The organism is Devosia sp. YIM 151766, from assembly GCF_030285925.1.
In the GTDB taxonomy this organism is placed as follows: domain Bacteria; phylum Pseudomonadota; class Alphaproteobacteria; order Rhizobiales; family Devosiaceae; genus Devosia.
The window spans coordinates 260,298-274,562 of the sequence record NZ_CP127251.1 but is presented as its reverse complement, the minus strand read 5'-3'; the positions used below and the strand labels follow the sequence as shown (position 1 = coordinate 274,562).

The 14,265-nt window shown below is 64.3% G+C and carries 12 protein-coding genes; 6 read left to right on the top strand and 6 right to left on the bottom strand.

Annotated elements, in window-relative coordinates; genetic code table 11:
* Nucleotides 1–10 precede the first annotated feature (10 nt).
* Nucleotides 11–1,111, bottom strand: coding sequence for a BMP family ABC transporter substrate-binding protein (locus O9Z70_RS01300; RefSeq protein WP_286022053.1), 1,101 nt, complete (start codon nucleotides 1,109–1,111; stop codon nucleotides 11–13).
* 185 nt (nucleotides 1,112–1,296) lie between these two features.
* Between O9Z70_RS01300 and O9Z70_RS01295 the strand changes: the two genes are divergently transcribed.
* The 4 genes from O9Z70_RS01295 (at nucleotide 1,297) to O9Z70_RS01280 (ending at nucleotide 7,205) form a co-directional block, all read left to right on the top strand.
* Nucleotides 1,297–2,289 (top strand): LacI family DNA-binding transcriptional regulator, encoded by a 993-nt coding sequence (locus O9Z70_RS01295; RefSeq protein ID WP_286020705.1) that lies wholly within the window; start codon nucleotides 1,297–1,299, stop codon nucleotides 2,287–2,289.
* Nucleotides 2,290–2,374: 85 nt separating this feature from the next.
* Complete coding sequence (locus O9Z70_RS01290) at nucleotides 2,375–2,884, top strand: GbsR/MarR family transcriptional regulator (protein ID WP_286020704.1); 510 nt, start codon at nucleotides 2,375–2,377, stop codon at nucleotides 2,882–2,884.
* Nucleotides 2,874–4,079, top strand: a complete 1,206-nt coding sequence (locus tag O9Z70_RS01285; RefSeq protein WP_286020703.1) for an efflux RND transporter periplasmic adaptor subunit — start codon at nucleotides 2,874–2,876, stop codon at nucleotides 4,077–4,079. The genes O9Z70_RS01290 and O9Z70_RS01285 overlap by 11 nt, the downstream gene beginning before the upstream one ends.
* On the top strand, nucleotides 4,080–7,205 hold the full coding sequence (locus tag O9Z70_RS01280) for an efflux RND transporter permease subunit (protein WP_286020702.1): 3,126 nt from the start codon (nucleotides 4,080–4,082) through the stop codon (nucleotides 7,203–7,205). It begins immediately after the preceding gene.
* Nucleotides 7,206–7,230: 25 nt separating this feature from the next.
* On the opposite strand, the gene O9Z70_RS01275 is transcribed toward O9Z70_RS01280, so the two are convergent.
* Entirely contained in the window at nucleotides 7,231–7,776 is a 546-nt protein-coding gene (locus O9Z70_RS01275; RefSeq protein ID WP_286020701.1) for a DUF924 family protein, read from the bottom strand.
* A 41-nt stretch (nucleotides 7,777–7,817) separates the two neighbouring features.
* Entirely contained in the window at nucleotides 7,818–8,741 is a 924-nt protein-coding gene (locus O9Z70_RS01270) for a VOC family protein (protein ID WP_286020700.1), read from the bottom strand.
* Nucleotides 8,742–8,904: 163 nt separating this feature from the next.
* Between O9Z70_RS01270 and O9Z70_RS01265 the strand changes: the two genes are divergently transcribed.
* Both O9Z70_RS01265 and O9Z70_RS01260 read left to right on the top strand, forming a co-directional pair.
* On the top strand, nucleotides 8,905–9,330 hold the full coding sequence (locus tag O9Z70_RS01265; RefSeq protein WP_286020699.1) for an organic hydroperoxide resistance protein: 426 nt from the start codon (nucleotides 8,905–8,907) through the stop codon (nucleotides 9,328–9,330).
* 78 nt (nucleotides 9,331–9,408) lie between these two features.
* Nucleotides 9,409–9,975, top strand: a complete 567-nt coding sequence (locus tag O9Z70_RS01260; protein WP_286020698.1) for a DNA-3-methyladenine glycosylase — start codon at nucleotides 9,409–9,411, stop codon at nucleotides 9,973–9,975.
* A 160-nt stretch (nucleotides 9,976–10,135) separates the two neighbouring features.
* Here the strand turns inward: O9Z70_RS01260 and O9Z70_RS01255 are convergent, their stop codons facing one another.
* From O9Z70_RS01255 to O9Z70_RS01245, 3 genes are all read right to left on the bottom strand, one after another.
* A complete protein-coding gene (locus O9Z70_RS01255; RefSeq protein ID WP_286020697.1) occupies nucleotides 10,136–12,145 on the bottom strand; it encodes a beta-N-acetylhexosaminidase in 2,010 nt (669 codons plus the stop codon).
* 123 nt (nucleotides 12,146–12,268) lie between these two features.
* A complete protein-coding gene (locus O9Z70_RS01250; RefSeq protein WP_286020696.1) occupies nucleotides 12,269–13,135 on the bottom strand; it encodes a MurR/RpiR family transcriptional regulator in 867 nt (288 codons plus the stop codon).
* A gap of 26 nt (nucleotides 13,136–13,161) precedes the next feature.
* Entirely contained in the window at nucleotides 13,162–14,238 is a 1,077-nt protein-coding gene (locus tag O9Z70_RS01245; RefSeq protein ID WP_286020695.1) for an ABC transporter ATP-binding protein, read from the bottom strand.
* Nucleotides 14,239–14,265: the final 27 nt, after the last annotated feature.

Here is a 14,265-nt window from a genome sequence, read left to right as displayed (position 1 = left end):
CGCGCTCGGCTTATGGACGGACGCTGTCGCGCAGGGCGTTGAGCGCTGCGGTGTCCATGCCGAAACCGGTCGGGACGACAATGGCGCCCGAGGCGATGTCGGCCTTGGCCGCTTCGATGGCCTCCAAGGTTTCGGGCGAGGCGAGTTCTGCCATATTGCCGGTTTCGACCAGGCCGACGGCGCCCTCGGCCAGGCCCACATTCTCGACAGTGCCGAAGGGCAGGTTGCCCTCGCGATAGAGCTCATAGGCGCGCACCAGGCTCACATCGACATTTTTGAGCACCGAGCTGACGACGCGGCTCGCCAGTTCAGGATCGCTCTCGGCAAAAATCGATTCCTGATCGGAGTCGACGCCCAGCACATATTGGTCGGTTTCCTTGGCCGCCGACACCTGGCCGAGACCGGCCTGCGAGGCAGCGATGAAGCCGATGCCGACCCCGGCGCGATATTGGGCGAGACCCAGTTCCTTGCCCTTGGCGGCGTCGGTGAACGAGCCGGCATAGGCGACCGAAACCTTGACATCGGGATTGAAAGACTGCGCCCCGGCAACATAGCCGACGAGGAAGTCATTGATCACCGGAATGTCCATGCCGCCCAGGAAGCCGAGATATTCGCCGGTGCCTTCGGGCAGGCCCGATTGCAGCAGGCCGGCGGCCAGAATGCCGCCCAGATAGGAGGCTTCGTTCTGCTTGTACTGGATCGAATAGACGTTGGGATAGGCGCCGCCATCATAGGGCAGGCTGGCGTCGAACAGGATGTAATTCTGGTCCGGATATTGCTCGGCCACGTCGCCCAGCGTTTCCGACAGCGAGAAGGTGCCGCCGATGATCAGATCCCAATCCTGCTCGGACACTTCGAGCAGCGCCGGCTCCCAGCCGGACGGATCGTCACCGATTTCAAGTACCCGCGTCTCGACATCGTCGCCATAGGTCTGCTTGATCGTCGCCAGCCCCCGATTGGCCGAGTCGAAGAACGACTTGTCGCCGAGCGCGCCATTGATCAGCAGCAGAATCCTGTCCTGGGCGACCGTGCCCGCCGTGCCGGCGGCGAGCAGCGCCGCGACACTGACGAAACCGAGCAGCGCGCGGCGCGCCTTCACATCGAATGAAATCTTTGCCACGATTGTTCCTTCCCTTTGGATGATGAACGTCAAATCCGTGATCGCCCTGACGCAAGGCGTTTAATCGTGTAAACAATACATCCGGCGTCCCAGGGGGTGTCAAGAGAAATACAATCTCTACACTGGTTTTCTGGACGAGGAATCAGCGCTAAACAGCGTTGGGGGGCTGGTGCAAAATGTCTCGGCGAAAAACACCGACCATCAAGGATGTGGCCAGGGCCGCGGGCGTTTCATCCGCGACGGTTTCCTATGTCCTCAACAATCTGAACAAGGTGACCCCGGAAGTCGACGCCCTGGTGCGCAAGGCCGCCGCCGAGATCGGCTATTCCCGCAACAATGCCGCGCGCGCCCTCAAGACCGGCCGCAATCAGGTCATCGGCTGCATCCTGCCGAATTTGAGCAGCCCGGTGTTTCCCGAAATCGCCAATGCCGTGCAGATGCGGGCCGAGGCGCTGGGCTATGCGACCCTGGTCATCGATTCGGGCAATGAGCCGCTGCGCGAGGAGCGCGTGGTTCAGACTCTGGTGCGGCACGGGGTCGACGGGGCGGTGGCCATGCTGCATCCCAGCTTCAAGCCGACTTCGCCGCCCATCTTCCCCATGGTGTCGCTCGATGCGCAATTTGCCGGTCTCGACAGCATCCAGGCCGACCATTTCGCCGGCGGGCGCCTGATGGCCGAGCACATCATCGCGCTCGGCCATCGGCGCATTGGCATGCTTTCGGGATTTTCTGACCTCAGCAGCAATCGTGAACGCCGCGAGGGCTTCATGTCGGTCGCCGCCGGCCGGATCGAGGTTGTCTGGGAGGTCAATGTGCACCTGCTGCCCCAATTGCGGCCGGAAGCGCTCGACGCCATCCGACGGCGCGAGGTGACCATGATCGCCTGCGTCAACGATCTGGTGGCGATAGCGGCCCTGAGCGCGCTCAAGGCGGAAAATCTCAGCGTTCCGGGAGACGTTTCGGTTATCGGCTTCGATGACATGCAATGGAGCAGTTGGCCGCTTATCGACCTCTCCACCGTGCGCCAGCCGCTCGATTTGCTGGGGGAGCAGGCGGTTGAGCTGCTTGTCGACCGGCTGAGATTTCCCACGAAGCCGATAGAGAACCGGGTGCTGCCGGTGTCTTTCATCCAGCGCGGCAGCACCGCGCCCATGGCGCCATCGGCCTGAATGCCCGCAACGAAACTGCGCTTGGTTCAGCCTGTCCAGTTCGTTCAGTATTGACTGAACGCGGGGGCGCAAGCTAACGAGGGGCATGACCCAGTCGAGGCTCGCCGCAGAAAATTTCATTGAACAGATGGGGCTGATCATGCAGACCGATGGCGGACCGCGCATCGCCGGACGCATATTGGGCCTGCTGATCGTTGAGGGACGATCCTTCTCGCTGGCCGAGATGGCCGACCGGCTTAAAATCAGCAAAGCCAGCGCCAGCACCAATGCGCGCCTTCTGGCCAATACCGGCATGATCCGCCAGACCAGCCGCGCCGGCGACCGGCAGGATTATTACGAGCTTGGCGAGGAGCCTTATTCGCGGATGATGGAAACTGTCACCGCCCGCATGCGCAAAGTGGCCAATCTGGTGTTCGAGGCGGAGGCCCGGTTTGCCGACGATACCAGCGGCGCCCGCATGCGGGTCCGCCAGCTCGCTCAGTTCTACCAGCAATCGGCCGACTTCATCACCGAGTGGTCCGCCCACTCTTTTTCCAAGACCGACGCATCGCGCAACGATGCCCAGCCCAGCACGGCAGGCCACGATGACCACTGAACATACCAAACCCGAATGGGCCCAGTCTGGGCGGGAAAAGGACAATCTGGCGCGGGTCGCGGCGGGGCTCAAGCCGCGTCGGCGGCGCTGGCCCTGGGTCATGCTGGCGATCATTGTCGTCGCGGCGGGCGCCGGCTGGTATTTCATCAGCCAGCAGCCGGTCGAGGAAGTGGCCATCGAGGAAGCGGCGACCGTTCCGGTGATGCAGGTCAATCCTTCTGAAATCTCCACCATCGAGCCCCGCACCCTGACCCGCACCGTCAAGGTGACCGGCTCGCTGGCCCCGCAAAAGCAGACGCAATTGGCGTCGCAGGTCTCGGGCCGGGTGGTGGCGGTCATGGCCCGGCCGGGCGACGCGGTCAGCGCCGGCGACGTCCTGCTTCAGCTCGACACCGAAAGCCTGCGCATCCAGCTCGATCAGCAGACCAGCACCGCCGAGGCCACTCGCGCCCAATTGGTGCTGGCGGAAAGCCAGTTGAGCCGCACCACCGATCTCATCCAGCGGGGCCTGGCCGCCTCTTCGGGGATCGAGCAGGCGCAGTCGAGCGCCGAGGCGCTCCGCGCCAATCTGGCGGCGCTCGAAGGGCAGGTCGAGGCCGCCCGCATCGCCTTGCAGAACGCCACGCTGAAGGCGCCGATGGACGGGATCATTTCCGAGCGCAGCGTCAGCGCCGGCCAGACCGTGCAGCAAGGCGCCTCGCTCTTCACCATCGTGGATCTGGATACGCTCGAACTCAATGCCGCGGCGCCGGTGGGAACGAGCGCCGAACTGGCCAAAGGCCAGGCGGTGACCATTTCCGTCGAGGGCCTGGCCGGCCGGAGCTTTGCCGGCGTGGTCGACCGGATCAACCCGATCGCCGTGGCCGGAACGCGAACCATCCCGGTCTATATCGCGCTGGAAAATGTCGAGGAATTGCTGCGCGGCGGCATGTTCGCGACCGGCCAGATCGTCGTGGCCGAGCGCGCCGATGCCCTGGCCGTGCCGGAGACCGCGCTGCGCGAGGACGCGGAAGGCACTTTCGTTCTCAAGCTGATGGAGGACCGGGTCGTGCGCCAGGCCATCGAGCGGGGCGAAAGCTGGAACGGCAACCGGCTGGTGGAGATCAGCTCCGGGCTCGTGGCCGGCGATGTCGTGGTGACCGCGCCGCTCACCCAGTTACAGCCGGACGATCTGGTCCAACTGGTGGAGGGCTAAATGTTTCTCACCCGCATCAGCGTCAGCCATCCGGTCTTCGCCACCATGATCATGGTGGCGATCCTGGTCTTCGGCGTTTATTCCTATCAGCGCCTGCCGATCGAGCAATTGCCCGATATCGACCTGCCGGTGGTCGCCGTCGTCGTCAGCTATCCCGGCGCCTCGCCCGAGGCGGTCGAGAACGATATCGTCCGGCCGATCGAGGAGGCGGTCAACACGATCAGCGGCCTCGACACCATCCAGTCGACCTCGCAGGCCGGCCAGGCCATGGTCATCATCCTGTTCGACATGAACGTCAATTCACAGGCCGCGGCGCAGGATGTGCGGGACCGGTTGGCGACGGTGGAAGCCAGTTTCCCCGTCAATGCCGGCAGCGCGCAGGTGCTGCGGTTCGACCCGGCCGAATTGCCGGTAATGTCGCTGGCGGTGAGTTCGGACGTCCTGTCGCCGCGCGACCTGACGGCCCTGACCGAGGACGTCGTCATCAGCCGATTGTCCAATATTGCCGGCGTCGGCCGCGCCACGGTGGTGGGCGGGGTGCCGCGCCAGCTCAACGTGCTGGTCGATCCCGACCGGCTCAACGCCTTCAATGTCGGCGTCGGCCAGGTCATCGACGCGCTGCGCCAGGAAAACCAGAACCTGCCCGCCGGCTCGATCACCGAAGGCGAACAGGTCCGCTCCATCCAGGTCGAGGGGCGCATCGAGAACGCCGACGACTTCCTCGATATCGTGGTGGCGCGCCAGGGCGGCCAGGCGGTCTATCTGCGCGATGTCGCCATTATCGAAGACGGGCAGGCCGACGTGACCAGCCTGGCGCTGCTCAATGGCGAGCGGGCGCTGGCCATCGACGTGGTCAAGACCCAGGGCGCCAATACCGTCGGCGTAGCCGAGGAAATTCGCAAGGTCATCGCCGAGCTGCAAGCCAATGTCCTGCCCGCCACGGTCCATCTGGAAGTCGTGACCGACAATGCCGTGCCGGTGGAAGATTCCTTCCACGCCGTGCAGAACATGCTGATCGAAGGCGCGGCCTTGGCCGTGCTCATCGTCTTCCTGTTCCTCAATTCCTGGCGGTCGACGGTGATCACCGGCCTGACGCTGCCGATTTCCATCATCGGCACGATGATCGTGCTGTATTTCCTGGGCTTCACCCTCAACATGATGACGCTGATGGCCCTGTCACTGGCGGTGGGCATCCTGATCGACGACGCCATCGTGGTGCGCGAGAACATCATGCGCCACCTGCATATGGGCAAGACGCACCGGCAGGCGGCGCTGGATGGCACCAACGAGATCGGCCTGGCGGTGCTGGCGACGACCCTGTCCATTGTGGCGGTGTTCCTGCCGGTGGCCTTCATGGAAGGCATTCTCGGCCGCTTCTTCCTGCAGTTCGGGGTCACGGTCTCCGTGGCGGTGCTGATTTCGCTGTTCGTCGCCTTCACGCTCGATCCGATGATGAGCAGCGTCTGGTATGATCCGGCCGCCCATGAGGGCGCCAAGCGGGGTCCGCTGGGCCGCGCCGTCGGCCAATTCAATCGCTTCTTCGAATGGATCAATCTCGGCTATCGCGGGGTGCTGCGCTGGTGCCTCAAATTCCGCAAGACGACGCTGTCGGTGGCGCTGCTGTCCTTTGTCGGCACGTTCTTCCTGTTCCCGCTGGTCGGGGTCGAGTTCGTGCCGGCGACCGATACCGGCCAGTTCCAGGTCTCGGTCGAAACCCCCACCGGGTCCTCGATCGACTATACCGCCAGCAAGGTCCGGCAGATCGATGCCACGCTGAAGCGCTTCCCCGAGGTTGAAGGCACCTATGCCACGATCAATGCCGGGACGACCACGGGCGACAATCGTGCCACAATTGTCGTCACCATGGTCGACCAGGGGCTGCGCGAACGGACGCCGCAGGACATGACCGTGCCGGTCCGCCAGGCCCTAGCCCAGATACCGGGCGCCGAATTCATGGTCGGCGCGGCATCGGGCCTTGGCGGCGTTGCCGCGCCGGTCTCGATCACCATCTATGGCGACAACTTTACCGTGCTCGATCAATTGGCCGACCGGCTGATCGCCCAATTGCGGTCCATCGAGGGTCTCGAAGACATCGAATCGAGCCTCGACGCGGCCCAGCCGGTGCTGGGCATCCGGATCGACCGCGATCTGGCCAGCGATCTGGGCGTCAGCCTGGCGCAGATCGGGGCGACGCTGGGGCCGATGCTGGGCGGGCAGGAGGTGACCGACTGGACCGCCCCCAATGGCGAGAATTACACCGTTACCGTACGTCTGCCCGAATGGGCCCGCGACGATGTCGAAACCCTGGGATCGCTGCCCATCACCCAGAGCGGCGTCACCGGATCGAATGCCATGATCCGGCTCGATCAGGTGGCCGAGATCGTGCAGTCGCAGGGCGCCGGCGAGATCTTGCGGCAGAACCTGTCCCGGCAGGTCAGCGTCACGGCCAATCTGTCGGGCGTGGGCCTCGGCGAAGTCACGGGGCAGATACAGGCGGCGGTCGACAATCTCGACATGCCGCCCGGCTATCGCATTTCCACCGGCGGCGACGTCGAGCAATTGGCCGACACGGCGGCGGCGGCCGGCTCGGCCCTGCTGCTGGCGATCATCTTCATCTATCTGGTATTGGCCAGCCAGTTCGGCAGCTTCCTGCAGCCCATCGCCATCATGGTGTCGCTGCCGCTGGCGCTGATCGGGGTGATGCTGGGCCTCCTGGTAGGCGGCTCGACGCTCAACATGTTCTCGATGATCGGTTTCATCATGCTGATGGGCCTGGTGGTGAAGAATGCGATCCTGCTGGTCGACAATGCCAATCAGCATGTCAGGGAAGGCTGGAACCTGTTCGATGCGCTGGTGGAGGCGGGGGCCACCCGGTTCCGCCCCATCATCATGACCACGCTGGCCATGATCTTCGGCATGATGCCGCTGGCGCTCAGCCTGCATGAAGGCAGCGCGCAGAACGCCCCGATGGCCCATGCGGTGATCGGCGGCCTGATCAGTTCCACGGCGCTGACTCTGGTGGTGGTGCCGGTAATGCTGACCTATATCGACGGGTTCGGCCGCTTTGTCGGCCGCTTCCTCCCGCGCGCGCCCAATGACGAAGTGGAGAAAACCACCGCCGGCTGAACCATATCGGAACCGGCACGGCGCGCTAAAACGCCCGCTCGCCCTGTTCCTTCATATAGGCCAGTTCCGCGTCGGTGCTTTGCCGCCCCAGGGCCCGGTTGCGGAACGGGAAGCGGCCGAAGCGGGCGATGGTGTCGCGATGGTCAGTCATGAATTGCAGCAAGGCGTCGACGCCATGCAGTTCGAAAAGGCGCACGCCCTCATTCTGGATCACCAGGGATTCGGCATGCATATAGGGCATGTAGAAAAACTGCGCCCATTCCCGCGCCACCGCGTCGTCGGCGCCGGCAGCGACGGCTTCCTGCGCCAGGACCAGCGCCATCTTGTCCTGGGCGAAGGCGTCGGGACTGCCCCGGTGCAATTGGCGGGAAAACTGGTCGAGAACGATGAGCTCGGCCAGCCGGCCTTCGGGGGTTTCGCGCCACGTCCAGGCCTCGCCGCGCGCGACCTCTCCATGCAGGCCGCTGAACCGCGCCGCGAGCTTGTCGTCGAATTCCGGCTTGCCGCCGAACCAGTCCTCATAATCATGTTCAACGAACCAGAACTCGATGACCGCTTCAGGTCCCTGCATATGCACTCTCCTATTCAACGCATGGCGCCAGCCTAGCCGGATCAGGCCGCCAATTCGAGCCGGATGCGATTGCCGGAAGGGTCGCGGGTTTCCAGATCATTGCCCAACACTTCCAGCGGCGCATTGGCCTGTTCCAGCCTCGCCTTGAGCGCAGCGAGGCTTTCGGCATCGGGCAGGATTATGGTGAGCCATTGCAGGCCGGCCGTGCCGGCGGGCGGCAGGACGGCATTGGCACCGGACCAGATATTGAAGGCCAGGGTGTGCGGCATGTAGTCGAGCCCGACATCGCCCATGCCGAAGGACCGGATCAGCAGGAAGCCGGCAAAGCCCAGCACGTCGCGATAGAAATCCATGGCACTGTCCAGATCGTTCACATGCACATGGACATGGCCGATGCGGGTACCGGCGGGCATGTGCGGGGCCAGCACCGGGCTGGGGCCGAGCTCGCCCAACAGGTCGTCGAGATCGATGGGTTCGCGGCCGGAATGGGGCTTGCCATCGGCGGCGACGGCATAGGTCTCACCCCTGTCGGGATCGCCCAATGTGCCCCGTTCAGGGGTTTCGAAGGTGATCTCGATGCCGTTGCCGTCCAGGTCCCAGAGATAGATCGCCTCGGAAACCAGGTGATCGGTGGGAGAAATGCGCACATTGCGCTGCAGGGCGCGGACCGCCATCTGCGCCAGATCGACCCGGCGGGGCACGTGAATGGCGACGTGATAAAGCCCGATACTACGCGGAACGGCGGGGCCGGTCGCGCCGGTTTCGAGGACGATCAGCTTGCGGCCGCCGGCGCCCAGGATGAGCGCATTGTCCTGTTCGTCGAGCAGGTCGAGCCCGACCACGTCCTGCCAGATGGCCAGCGCCTTGGCGCGGTCGGTCACGGCGAGATGAACCGGCCCGAGTGCGGTGGTCAGCGGCAGCAATGGCGCCGAGCGCACATTGGTCTGCACGGATGTATCGATCATTTCGGTCTCCTGGAACTGGTATTGCCCAAGATGTAGCCCGCCCCGGCCTGTTGACAAAGACAGCGCTGCCGAAGGCTTTGTTCGTCAAAACGGCAATAATCGGATCGCCTTCCCGTCTGAGCCGTTTCGTGCTGGAGTGAACTGAACGACAAAGGAGACTCAGATGTCCAAGACCATGTACATTGCCCGCGCCACCTCCACCGGTGGCCGCGCCGGGCACGGTGCCACCGACGACGGCGTGCTCGACGTGACGCTGACCACGCCCAAGGAATTGGGCGGCGACGGCGCGCGCGGCACCAATCCCGAGCAATTGTTCGCCGTGGGCTATTCGGCCTGTTTTCTCGGCGCCATGAAAGCAGCGGCCCGGAAAAGCGGCGACACCATTCCCGAAGACGCCAAGGTCACCGCCGAGATCAGCTTTACCGACCGCGACGATGGCGAGGGATTCTGGATCGCCGCCAAGCTCAATATCGACGTGCCGGGCCTCGACAAGGCCAAGGTTGAGGACATCGTGCAGCGGGCCCATGTCATCTGCCCCTATAGCGAAGTGAGCCGCAAAGGCTTCAACGTGGAATTGCAGGTGATGTAAACAGCGCCCTCTTCCGGCCTCCCTTGCCGGGAGGCCGGGGTGTTCGAGCGCTTATTCCTCTCACGGAAACCTGCCTACGTGCTTTCCCGTTCCTTCTTCGATCGTCCGGTTCTCGATGTCGCCCCCGACCTTATCGGCGCGACCTTGCTGGTGGACGGCGTTGGCGGGCCGATCGTCGAGGTCGAGGCCTATGACGAGAGCGATCCGGCCTCGCACAGCTTTCGTGGCCCAACGCCGCGCAATGCGGCCATGTTCGGCGCTGCCGGCCATGCCTATGTCTACAAGATCTACGGCATGCATTATTGCCTCAATTTCGTTTGCCGGCCCGGCAGCGCCGTGCTGATCCGGGCGCTGCGCCCGATGGCGGGACTGCCGCAGATGATCGAACGGCGCGGCGGCGTGGGCGAGAAACAGCTCTGTTCCGGGCCGGGCAGGCTGGCCCAGGCGCTGGGCATCGACTTCGCCCAGAACGGCCTGGCGCTCGATGCGCCGCCTTTCGCCGTGCTGCCGGCCGATATGAGTCACCAGATCGTCGCCGGCCCGCGCATCGGCATCACCAAGGGCGTGGAAACGCCGTGGCGCTTCGTGCTGGCCGGCTCGCCCTTTCTCAGCCGGCCCCTGGCGGCCACTCGCCCCGCTTTGTGATCGGTTTTCGGGCATCGATTCGTCGCCCGTGCCGTTCAGTATAGAGGCCGGCGCGCGTCAACCGGACGCGGTGGCATGGGGTATGGAGCCGGTTTTTCCGGTTTCCCGCTCCAGCCTGTCAATCAGGTCAAGCCCTTGTCCCACCCGCGCCGGCCTCGATCTATTCCGCAGCCCAATGTCCGTACATGATCGGCATCAGCCCGACCAAGGCCTTGAAACGCTCCCAACTCTTGCGCTCGGGCAGAGTCCAGCCGGCTTCGGCCACCGCTGAAAGGCGCGGGAAGACCAGGCGGTCGAAGATGGCGCGGTCGGTCATCGATTCCGACCAGATGCAGCTCTGGACGCCGAGCAGGTGTTTCAGGCCCGCCTCCGAAAATCCCTCGCGGGCCTCGAATTCATAGGTTTCCTGCGGGCCCGACCAACCGGCCCAGCCGGCTCCGGGCTCGGCCCAGGACACGGAATTGGCCATGTCGAGATAATAGCGCTGGCCGGGTGACACGACGATGTCGAAGCCGCGCTCGGCCAGCGCCGCATTGACCTCCACATTGCGCCAGCCGATGACATAGGACTTGTCCTTGGCCACGGCGTCGCCATGCGCCGTTTCCTCCCAGCCGCCGGTCACCGCGCCCTTGCCGGCGATATATCGGTGCACCCGCTTGATGAATTCGGCTTGCAGGATGGCGGTGGGCGAGCCCTCGATCTCGTCGGCGCCGTGATGGTTGCCGAGCTGGTTGAACTGGGCCTCGTGCTTCTTGCGCATGGCGGGGCCGGCCAGTTTTTCGATCATGTCGAGGGCCAGGGGCGAGCCGGACCAGGCGGCCAGCGGCACCTCGTCGGCGCCGAGATGGAAAATGCCGGCCGGGAACAGCTCCAGCACCTCGTCGACGACCTTTTCGACGAAAGTATAGACCGGCTCATGCGCCGGGTTGAGGCTGTTATTGGGGAAGCCCTGCACCGATTGATATTCGCCGGTCTCGTCAGGATCGCGCAATTCGGGCAGCGCCTGCAAGGCGGCGTAAAAATGCCCCGGCATGTCGATTTCCGGAATCACGGCGATGGCCAGTTCGTCGGCCAGGGCGACGATGTCGCGCACCACCTGCTTGCTGTAATAGCCGCCGGTCGGCTGCGGCCCAGAGCCGAGCAGCGGCGGCAGCGCCTTGCCGTGGCCGCGCCAGGCGGCGATCTCGGTCAATGCCGGATAGGCGTCGATTTCCAGCCGCCAGGCCTCGTCCTCGGTCAGGTGCCAGTGGAACTTGTTCATCTTGTTCCAGGCCATGATGCGGATCAGGCGGCTGACTTCGGCGCCGGTATAGAATTGACGCGCCACATCGAGATGGCTGCCACGGAACGGGAAACCCGGCTCGTCGATGATCGCGCCGCCGGTGGGGAAGGTGAACGTGCCCGGATATTGGCGGGCGCCGCGCAGCATGTGGGCGATGGTCACGAGACCATAGAACAGGCCGGCATGGGTTGTCGCCGCGATCGTGGCGCTGTTCTCGGCAAAGGTCAGCTCATAGGCTTCCGGAGCCAGGCCGGCTTTTTCGACCACCTCCACTTTCATGCCCCCTTCGGAGGCGGGCCGCACGATGGCTTCCACCGGGAACAGTTCGGCGGTGAGATCGGCAAAGGCCCTGGCGGCGCGGCTGGCGCGGTCGCCGCGCGGTTGCAGATCGAAGCCTTCCGGGGCGATGCGGCTGCCGGTGGTCGCCACATGTTTCGGCCAGGGAATGATGGAATGGGCCACCGGCGCCCTGGCCGGCACCGGGAAGCGGGCCGCGCCCTTGAGCAGCGGCGCATTATGACCCTTGCCCTGGGTCGGGGCCGTGGGGATGGACACCAGGGTCTCGTCCTCCAGCACCACATAGGCCGCATTGGCGCCGTCGCTCCAATGCCGCAGCCCATAGGAGAGGCCACGGGCAATGGCGGTCCAGGTCTGGCCCGGCTCGAGCACGAAGCCGTCGGGCGGGGCGATCATGGTGTGATTGGAGAGCCGCACCAGCAGCTTGCCATTTTCCAGCGTCGCCTGCGGATCGATCCGGGCCGGACCGGAAAAACCGAGCCGGAAATTGGCAACGGGCTCGTCGCCATTATTGGTCAGCTCGATACCATAGCCCAATGGCTCCCGTTCATTGGCGGGAGACCAGGTGGTGACGAGGGAAAAACTGGGCATGGCAAGATCCGAACTATCGCGAGACCTCATCCTGAGCTTATCGAAGGGGCGAGGTCGGGTGGACGGGTATCGACCTCATGGCTCGACAGGCGCGCCATGACGTCTGCAAGGTATTGCGCCGGGCTAATCCCCCAGCGGCTGGGCGTCGTCGCCGTCGCGGTTGACGACGAGCTGATGCTTGATGCGGCGCATGCTGGCGACCGCCGGAGAGCCCAGCCGCGCGGCCATGGTCTGGGCGAGGATGTCGAGAATTGCGAGAAAGGCGTAGCGTCCCGGCGTCGGGCGCAGAATGTCCTGGTTTTCCCGCCAGGTGACCGGCAGGAAAATATCGCCCTGTTCGGCCATGGCCGAGCCGGCGCGGGAGACGACGATGCGGGTCAGCCCGTATTCGCCGGCCACCGCCAGGGCCTTGGACAGCGGCAGATTATTGCCGGACAGCGAAAAGGCGATGAGGCAGGTGCCCGAGGCGGCGGAGGCGGCGCGCATCATCTGCACCTGATGATCGGTCGAGGAGGACACTTTGAGGCCCAGGCGAAAAAACCGCATCTCGGCTTCGGTCGCCAGCATCGAGGAGGCGCCGCCCGAACCATAGGACAGGATAAAATGCGACTTCACCAGCGATTCGGCGGCGCGCTCGACGGCGTCGAAATCGCATTGCTCGAACGTGTCGTAAATGGTGGACTGGATGCCGTTGATGACGCCCTGGGCGATCTCGCGCACGCTGGAAGGGCCGGAGGACGGAGCGAAATAGCGCTGGCCGACAAAGCGCGACTGGGCCAGGCGCACTTTGAAATCGGCATAGGAATCGCAGCCGAGCCGCCGGCAGAAACGGGTGACGGTGGGTGGGGAAACGTCGGCCTGGGCGGCAAGATCGACGATGGACATCTTGAGCACACTGTCGACATCGCTCAGCACGATCTCGGTCAGGGCCCGTTCCGAGCGCGTGAAGGCATGCTTCTCGGTCTGCAAGAGCCCCACTATATCCAGCATCGCCTGTCCCCTCGCCCGCCCGCCGCCTAGTACACGGCCAGACCCTTGGCGTCGAACAGATGCACTTTGTCGGCGGCAAAGCTCACCTTGACGGGCTTGTCATCGGTGAGCTCGGGATTGCCCTCGAACAGGCCGATGAAATTCTCACCGGCCGGCAGGGTGGAATAGGTAATGGTATGGATGCCCAGCTGCTCGACGATATTGGGCACGGTCTCGATGCTGAAATCGCCGGCGCCGAGCCCCAGATGCTCGGGGCGGATGCCCAGCGTGACGTCCTGTCCGGCAATAGCGGTGCTGGTGCGAGGCAATTGGATCGTGCCCAGCGCGCCCAGATCGATTAATGCCCGATTGCCATCGGCGCTGCGCACCTTGCCGGAGATGAAGTTCATCTTGGGGCTGCCGATGAAGCCGGCGACGAAAAGATTGTCGGGCCGGTGGTAAAGTTCGAGGGGCGAGCCGACCTGGGCGATGGTGCCGGCATCGAGTACGACGATCTTGTCGGCCATGGTCATGGCCTCGACCTGATCATGGGTCACATAGATCATCGTCGAGCCGAGCCGCTTGTGCAATTCCATCAGCTCGATGCGCATTTCGGAGCGGAGCGCGGCGTCAAGATTGGACAGCGGCTCGTCGAAGAGGAAGATCTTGGGCTGGCGCACGATGGCGCGGCCGATGGCGACGCGCTGGCGCTGGCCACCGGACAATTGGCCGGGACGGTGCTGCAAACGGCTTTCGAGCTGGAGCACCTTGGCGGCGGCGGCGACGCGCTGGTCGACTTCCGCCTGCGGCAATTTTTCGACGCGCAGCGGAAAGGCGATGTTTTCATAGACGCTCATATGCGGATAGAGCGCATAGGACTGGAACACCATGGCGATGCCGCGCCGCACCGGCGGCAGATCGTTGACGATGCGGCCGCCGATCTCGATCTGGCCCTCGGACACGTCTTCCAGGCCGGCGATCATGCGCAGCAGGGTGGACTTGCCGCAGCCGGAGGGGCCGACAAAAACCACGAATTCGCCCTCGGACACATTGAGGTCGATGCCCTTGATGATGCGGGCATCGCCGAAGGATTTTTCGAGATGCTTGAGGCTCAGCTGCGACATGGTTCGCGTCTCCGCAGGGAAGAAGAA

What these genes read in the sequence shown, in the direction of transcription:
- O9Z70_RS01265 (WP_286020699.1), top strand. Translation starts at nt 8,905, where the DNA reads ATGTCCAAGACCATGTACATTGCCCGCGCCACCTCCACCGGTGGCCGC.
- O9Z70_RS01275 (WP_286020701.1), bottom strand. Translation starts at nt 7,776, where the DNA reads ATGCAGGGACCTGAAGCGGTCATCGAGTTCTGGTTCGTTGAACATGAT.
- O9Z70_RS01280 (WP_286020702.1), top strand. Translation starts at nt 4,080, where the DNA reads ATGTTTCTCACCCGCATCAGCGTCAGCCATCCGGTCTTCGCCACCATG.
- O9Z70_RS01285 (WP_286020703.1), top strand. Translation starts at nt 2,874, where the DNA reads ATGACCACTGAACATACCAAACCCGAATGGGCCCAGTCTGGGCGGGAA.
- O9Z70_RS01295 (WP_286020705.1), top strand. Translation starts at nt 1,297, where the DNA reads ATGTCTCGGCGAAAAACACCGACCATCAAGGATGTGGCCAGGGCCGCG.
- O9Z70_RS01270 (WP_286020700.1), bottom strand. Translation starts at nt 8,741, where the DNA reads ATGATCGATACATCCGTGCAGACCAATGTGCGCTCGGCGCCATTGCTG.
- O9Z70_RS01245 (WP_286020695.1), bottom strand. Translation starts at nt 14,238, where the DNA reads ATGTCGCAGCTGAGCCTCAAGCATCTCGAAAAATCCTTCGGCGATGCC.
- O9Z70_RS01250 (WP_286020696.1), bottom strand. Translation starts at nt 13,135, where the DNA reads ATGCTGGATATAGTGGGGCTCTTGCAGACCGAGAAGCATGCCTTCACG.
- O9Z70_RS01255 (WP_286020697.1), bottom strand. Translation starts at nt 12,145, where the DNA reads ATGCCCAGTTTTTCCCTCGTCACCACCTGGTCTCCCGCCAATGAACGG.
- O9Z70_RS01290 (WP_286020704.1), top strand. Translation starts at nt 2,375, where the DNA reads ATGACCCAGTCGAGGCTCGCCGCAGAAAATTTCATTGAACAGATGGGG.